Here is a 7,129-nt window from a genome sequence, read left to right as displayed (position 1 = left end):
CTCATGAATGTTCGCGGGCAGCTAGTTTGACGTTTGTAGATACCTCAGGATAGGCTTGAAACGATGTAGGGGACCCTCGGACTTCCACCTGCACCTCCTCCCCTCCTCTCATGATTGTTCGCGGGCAGCTAGTTTAACGTTTGTAGATACCACAGGATAAGCGTGAAACGATCTACGGGACCTTGGACTTCCACCTGCACCTCCTCCCCTCCTCTCATGAATGTTCGCGGGCAGCTAGTTTGACGTTTGTAGATACCTCAGGATAGGCTTGAAACGATGTAGGGGACCCTCGGACTTCCACCTGCACCACCTCCCCTCCTCTATGAATGTTCGCGCGCAGCTAGTTTGACGTTTGTAGATACCTCAGGATAGGCGTGAAACGATGTATGCGACCCTCGGACTTCCACCTGCACCTCCTCCCCTCCTCTCATGAATGTTCGCGGGCAGCTAGTTTGACGTTTATAGATACCTCAGGATAGGCGTGAAACGATGTATGCGACCCTCGGACTTCCACCTGCACCTCCTCCCCTCCTCTCATGAAAATTCGCGGGCAGCTAGTTTAACGTTTGTAGATACCACAGGATAGGCGTGAAACGATGTATGGGACCCTCGGACTTCCACCTGCACCTCCTCGCCTCCTCTCATGAATGTTCGCGGGCAGCTAATTTGGCGTATGTAGATACCTCAGATAGGCGTGAAACGATCTATGGGACCTTCGCGGGTTGGGGAGCACACGAGACACGGACCCCTATAAACAAAAAAAATCCTGCAATTCGTGCATTAAATCCCACAGCATGAGCAATAACGGCTCGATACACCGGAATTTAAGGCACTTATTACAGGATTTTTTCAATTCATGCATTCAGCCTTATTATGATGCCTACTGCATGCTACTGTACTTGTAATGCAAGCTTAGTTTCGCAGGCGGCACCAACGACCAGCAGCCTACAGCAGCAGCCGGCCTGGAAGCCATCACGCTTCCAACGGGTTGACCGCCTCATGGAGCAGCTGCTCCAGCTCGGCGGTGTAAGCCGCCCGCTGCGCTTCGATCCAACCGAAGCGCTCGGCCATGAAGGCGATCACCGGAGCCTTCCACTGCCTTGCCCACGCGATATCGAAGAAGAGGGCTCCCGTACGTCGGATGAAGAAATCCGACGGCTTCACAGCCATCTCGTGCTCGATCGCGTACACGAGCGCAGCGAGCACAGCAGCGGGCATGCCCCGCTTCGCCGCCTCATCCCGGTACTGCTCCACAAGCGCAAACACGGCGTCCACGTTGGACCCGTAGCGGTGCGCCAGCAGAGCAGCCTCAGACCGCGCCAGCCCCAGCTGCTGCCCCTGGCTGGCCTTGCGCTGCACGAACGGCTCCAGCTGCGCGGAGCCGCCCACATCGCCGCCGGAAATCGGCAGCGTGCGCGTACGGCTCGGGGGCAGTCCAGCCCCCGGCGCTGTTCCCTCCGCCACCAGCATGGCGGCGATTTTGTCCACGACCGTCTCCGCCATTTTGCGGTAGCCGGTCAGCTTGCCCCCGGCCATCGAAATAAGGCCGGAGTCGGAGACGAAGATTTCATCGCGGCGCGAAATCTCCGAAGGATCTTTGCCCTCTTGATGGATCAGCGGGCGCAGCCCGGTCCAGCTCGACTCGACGTCCGCTTCCGTCAGGCCGAGGGTCGGGAACATCTCGTTCGCGGCACGCAGCACGTAGGCGCGATCCGCCACCGTAATCCGGGGATTCACGATATCCCCTTTGTAGTTCGTGTCTGTCGTGCCCACGTAGGTTTTGCCGTCACGAGGGATGGCGAATACCATCCGTCCGTCCGGCGTATCGAAATAAATCGCCTGCCGCAGCGGAAACTTGCTCTGGTCGAAGACTAGGTGCACGCCTTTGGTCAGATGGAGGGTTTTGCCTTTCTTCGAACGGTCCATCTCACGAAGCGTATCGACCCAAGGTCCCGCCGCATTGACAATCTTGCTTGCATACAGCGAGTAAGACGCTTTCTTCCCTTCGCCGCCAAGCTGATCCACCACACGCACGCCGATCAGCTTGCCGTTGTCCATCAGCAGCTCTTCCACTTTGGCGTAGTTCACCGCTTGAGCGCCGAGCTCCACCGCTTTTTTCATCACTTCAATCGTCAGCCTCGCGTCATCCGTGCGGTATTCCACGTAATAGCCTCCGCCACGCAGATCCTGCTTTTTCAACAGCGGCTCATGACTTAGCGTTTGCTCGGGACGAAACATTTTTCTGCGCTCCGACCGTTTGACCCCGGCCAAGAAGTCGTAGACGCGCAAACCAAGCGACGTAGAGAACTTGCCGAACGTACCGCCTTTATAAAAAGGCAGCAGCATCCACTCCGGCGTCGTCACATGCGGCCCATTCTCATACACGATCGCCCGTTCCTTGCCGACTTCGGCTACAACCTTCACGTCCAACTGCTTCAAGTAGCGCAGCCCCCCGTGAACAAGCTTGGTCGAACGGCTCGATGTCCCCGCAGCAAAATCCTGCATATCAATCAGCGCCGTTCGCAGCCCTCTGCTCTGCGCATCCAACGCGATACCCGCACCTGTGATGCCTCCTCCGATGACGATCAGGTCAAACTTCTGCCCAGACATGGCCTGCAGTCTTTCCGTTCTTGATAATCCGCTAAATGGTTGTGTCATTCCAATCTCTCCCCTCGAATATGAAAGCGAAAAAAGCCACAACAAACCCGGCACGCTCTCGCGTACAGGTTGTTCTGGCTTCTCCTAGTCTCCTACCATCGTATTAACTTGTTATGATAAGTATATCATTGCCCTGAATTATTTGAAAGCCATAGCAGCCCGTATTGCTTTTTTCCAGCCGCTGTACAACTTATCCCGCTGCTCCGCGTCCATGCGAGGCTGAAACACTTCGTTAATCTGCCACTGAGCCGCAATTTCCGCTTGGTCCTTCCAGAAACCGACCGCCAGCCCTGCCAAGTAAGCAGCACCAAGCGCCGTCGTTTCGCTCACGACCGGCCGCTCTACGCAAGCGCCCAGCATATCGCTCTGGAACTGCATGAGGAAATTGTTCTTCACCGCTCCGCCGTCAACCCGCAGCTTCGTCAGCCCGATCCCGGAATCGTCCTCCATTGCCTGCAGCACGTCCTTGGTCTGATAAGCAAGAGACTCCAGCGTTGCCCGGATGAAATGCTCCTTCGACGTCCCCCGCGTCACTCCGAAAATCGCGCCGCGAACATCGCTATCCCAGTACGGCGTACCTAAGCCGACAAAGGCCGGCACGACATAGACGCCGTCCGACGAGTCCACGCGCTGCGCGTACATCTCGCTGTCCTGCGCTGTTCGAAGCAGCCGCAGCCCGTCGCGGAGCCATTGGATCGCCGAGCCCGCTACGAAAATGCTGCCCTCCAGCGCATACTCCACCTTGCCTTTCAAACCCCAGGCTATGGTGGTCAGCAGCCCTTTGTGGGACGTGATCGCTTCGCTGCCCGTGTTCATCAGCATAAAACAGCCGGTGCCGTAGGTGTTCTTGGCCATCCCTTTCTCGAAGCATGCCTGCCCGAACAGTGCCGCCTGCTGATCACCGGCCGCGCCTGCAATCGGAACCGCTGCGCCGAAAAACAGGTTTTCCTCCGTGTATCCGTAGACTTCGGAAGAGGATCGAACCTCCGGCAGCAGCGAAGCCGGGACGTCCAGATGGCCTAACAGCTCCACATCCCATTGGAGCTCATGGATATTGTAGAGCAGCGTTCGCGAAGCGTTGGAATAATCCGTGACATGCGCTCGACCGCCAGTCAGCTTCCAAATGAGCCACGTGTCCATCGTGCCGAACAGCAAATCCCCCTGCTCAGCCTTCGCTCTCGCGCCTTCCACGTGGTCGAGAATCCATTTGATTTTGGTTCCGGAGAAATATGGGTCAATCAAGAGGCCCGTACGCTCCCGAAAAAGGTTATTAAGCCCCTTCGTCTTCAGGGCGTCGCAAATATCGGCGGTTTGCCGCGACTGCCACACAATGGCATGATAGACCGGCTCCCCGGTATGCCGGTCCCAGACTACCGCCGTTTCCCGTTGGTTGGTGATGCCGATGCCCGCAACTTCCGCCGGCTGCACCCCCGACTCCAACATCACGGCCGTCATTACCGCCTGGATCGACTGCCATATTTCAATCGCATCATGCTCCACCCAACCCGGCTTCGGGAAATGCTGCTTGAACTCCTGCTGCGCCGTGTGCACGATGCTCCCTTGTGCATCAAACAAAATCGCTCGGGAACTGGTCGTTCCTTGATCGAGCGCAAGAATATAGGAAGCGGCTGCTGCCATACTAGTTACCCCCACGTGATTAGGATCGTTGATGATAATGCTGCCACAGCTCGGTATTCGAGGTTGTAACGGCTGTCGCCCCGGCTTCCAGCGCCTGTTCCACATCCCCTGAGGTACGAATGAGGCCACCGGCAAAAATCGGGATGCCCGAACGCTCTTTCACCTCGGTAATGATGTGCGGAATAATGCCGGGAAGCACCTCGATATAATCAGGCTGGGTCCTCTCCAAAAGGGTGTAGCTTTTCTCAAGGGCACTGCTGTCCAGGAGAAAAAGCCGCTGAATGGCTAGAAGGCCGTTCTGCTTGGTCTTCGTAATGACCGTTCCCCGCGTGGAAATGATGCCGGCGGGACGAATGCTTTGGCACAGAAACTCCGCCGCATACTCGTCGTTCTTCAGGCCTTCGATTAAGTCGGCGTGAAGCAGCAGCTTTTTGCCGTTGGCACGCCCCAGGTCTACAATGCTTTTGAGCTGTCCGATATGGCTGTCCAGCAGCACAATGTAGGTATAGTGGGACTTCAACAGCTTCTCCAGATCTTTCATCTTACGAATCGCCGGTAAAATTCGCTGCTCCTGCAAAGACAAGCTCATCATCTCCGTTCATGTGCCCCCTTGCGGCGGGAAGAACACCAAAAAACTCACGAAAGATATACCAATGCTATGCAATTGGCAATCCCCGTGAGTTCTCCAGTTCTCCGTCACATGTTATTAACTTACTTCCCATTGTACTTACACCCGCCCCGCCTGTCAATGAGAATAAACGTCTAGGATGTCGACAAAGCTTTACGCACGGCTAAAATGTACTTGGACTGGTCCAGCGGATTCACACCGCGCCGCTTCCGTTCGGCATGCACATCCGGCGGACTCGGCTGATACCCGCCGAACGAGGAGGTGATGACGCCTCTGCCCCCGGACATGGCGCTGAGCTTCACGGGGTAGTCCAGCGACGTGGCGACGGGGAGCCGCCCTTCGACGACGAACCTGTCGCCGCTCACTTGCGGCGGATCGAAGGTCGCCCGCATCTGCACCAGATCGCTGAGCACCTTGCCGCCGTAAACCTCAGGCACAGTAATCCGCACCTGCAGCATCGGCTCAAGCAGCGTCGTTCCGGTTTGGGCAAGGCCCTGCATGAGCCCCATCGGCGTGGCGACGGCGAAGTCAAGCGGGTGGGTGTGCCACACGTGGTGCTCGCCGTAGGTGAGCGTCACCTTCAGATCGGTCACCTCCCAGCCGAACAGCCCTTGCTGCAGCGCCTCCGGCACGCGGCGCTCCACCTCGCTCTGGTACTGAGCCAGCAGTTGATCGGCTCGCACTTGCGACGCATAGACGAGCCCGCTGCCCGGTGCGCCGGGCTCAATGCGAAAGCGCAGAATCGCCCAGCACGGCTTGGGCATCGTATAAGCGATGTAGCCTTCGCCAGGCTGCGATGGCGTTTCCTTGTAAATCACGGAAGGCTGATCGAATCTTGCCTTCAGCCCGAAACGCGAAGCCAGCAGGCTCGTTAGAATCTCCAGCTGGATCGCGCCCATCACCTTCACGTGCAGCTCGCGCTCCTCCTGCAGCCATTGCAGGTCGAGCAGCGGATCCTCATCCGTCAGCTCCTGCAGGGCGGCGACAAGCGCCGGATACTGCGCGTCGTTCTCCGCATGCACCTGTACGGTCAGCAGCGGCACCGCCAGCCGAGGCGCCGGGGGAACGGCGTCAGGCCGCCCCAGCACGTCGCCGATGCGCACCTGCGCTAAGCCGCACACGGCGGCTATATCGCCAGCCCCGACAAACCCGATATCTTCGGCCCGGCGGCCGTCGATCTTGCGAATCTGGGTCACCTTCTCCTCCACGCCCCGCGTGGCATTGAACACGGTGTCCCGGTTGCGGATCGTCCCCTCGTAGAGGCGGACGTAAGCCATTCTCCCCATGGTCTTGTCGCGCTCGACCTTGAAGACGACGGCCGACAGCGGCTGCTCCGCGCTGCCGCTCGGCCCTGGCAAATAATCGAGGATCGCCTCCAGCAGCTCCTCGATACCTACTCCTTTGCTCGATGCTCCGGCAAGCAAAGGAAACGCTTGCCCCTGCCGGGCGTACCGCCGCAGGGCTGTTTTCACGTCGTGCGCCGGGACGGGCGCGCCTTCGACGTAGCTCGCGAGCATCGCTTCATCGAGCTCGGAGAGCTTCTCGACCGCTGCCGCCAGGTCGAAGCCGGGCGCGGAGGCGCCCTCTTGGAACACGCTCGCTACGCCGCGGAACGTGTCCTCCGCCCCTAGCGGCGCCTGGATCGGCACCGCCATCGGCGTGAGCTGCGTCTCGATTTCGCGCAGCACTTTGGCCGCGTCTGCACCTACGCGGTCCATTTTGTTCACGTACAGAAGCGTAGGGATGCCTAGCGATTGCAGCGCGTGCCAAATCATTTCCGTCTGCGACTGCACGCCTTCAACCGCCGAAACGATAAGAATTGCGCCGTCCATCACTCTCAGGGAGCGCTCGACTTCCGACAGGAAGTCCACGTGCCCCGGGGTATCTACCAGATTGATGAAGGTATCTTTCCAGATCAAAGCGGTCGTCGCGCTGCGTACCGAGATCCCCCGCTCCCGCTCCACATCCATAGAGTCCGTCTGCGCGGTGCCGCTATCCACGTTGCCCAGGCTGCGAATACGGCCGCTGTGGTACAGCAGATGCTCGGTTGTCGTCGTTTTACCCGCATCGACATGGGCGAAAATGCCCACATTTCTTCGCTTAGTCGAGAGATGATTGTTGCCCTTGCCCTTGTCCTTGTCCTCGGTCATGAGAAAGCTCCGCTCCTTCTGTTTACCAGCCTTAGTCCTCCTATTATACTAGATC

The 7,129-nt window shown here is 58.3% G+C and carries 4 protein-coding genes; all 4 read right to left on the bottom strand.

What is annotated here, in order from left to right:
- Window positions 1-972: 972 nt before the first annotated feature.
- Window positions 973-2,658, bottom strand: coding sequence for a glycerol-3-phosphate dehydrogenase/oxidase (locus J2X61_RS25640; RefSeq protein WP_274471802.1), 1,686 nt, complete (start codon window positions 2,656-2,658; stop codon window positions 973-975).
- Between the two features lie 138 nt (window positions 2,659-2,796).
- A complete protein-coding gene (gene glpK, locus J2X61_RS25635; protein ID WP_310191834.1) occupies window positions 2,797-4,296 on the bottom strand; it encodes a glycerol kinase GlpK in 1,500 nt (499 codons plus the stop codon).
- A gap of 19 nt (window positions 4,297-4,315) precedes the next feature.
- A complete protein-coding gene (locus tag J2X61_RS25630) occupies window positions 4,316-4,888 on the bottom strand; it encodes a glycerol-3-phosphate responsive antiterminator (RefSeq protein WP_396135500.1) in 573 nt (190 codons plus the stop codon).
- A 170-nt stretch (window positions 4,889-5,058) separates the two neighbouring features.
- Window positions 5,059-7,074, bottom strand: coding sequence for a GTP-binding protein (locus J2X61_RS25625; protein ID WP_310191830.1), 2,016 nt, complete (start codon window positions 7,072-7,074; stop codon window positions 5,059-5,061).
- Between the last annotated feature and the right edge of the window lie 55 nt (window positions 7,075-7,129).

This window comes from Bacillus sp. 3255, assembly GCF_031456485.1.
Classification (GTDB): Bacteria; Bacillota; Bacilli; order Paenibacillales; family NBRC-103111; genus Paenibacillus_E.
Note: the sequence above shows the minus strand (reverse complement) of the source record. Positions and strands in the feature narration are given on the sequence as shown.

Coding starts and splice junctions, on each gene's coding strand:
- J2X61_RS25640 (WP_274471802.1), bottom strand. CDS start 2,658: ATGACACAACCATTTAGCGGATTATCAAGAACGGAAAGACTGCAGGCC.
- glpK (WP_310191834.1), bottom strand. CDS start 4,296: ATGGCAGCAGCCGCTTCCTATATTCTTGCGCTCGATCAAGGAACGACC.
- J2X61_RS25630 (WP_396135500.1), bottom strand. CDS start 4,888: ATGATGAGCTTGTCTTTGCAGGAGCAGCGAATTTTACCGGCGATTCGT.
- J2X61_RS25625 (WP_310191830.1), bottom strand. CDS start 7,074: ATGACCGAGGACAAGGACAAGGGCAAGGGCAACAATCATCTCTCGACT.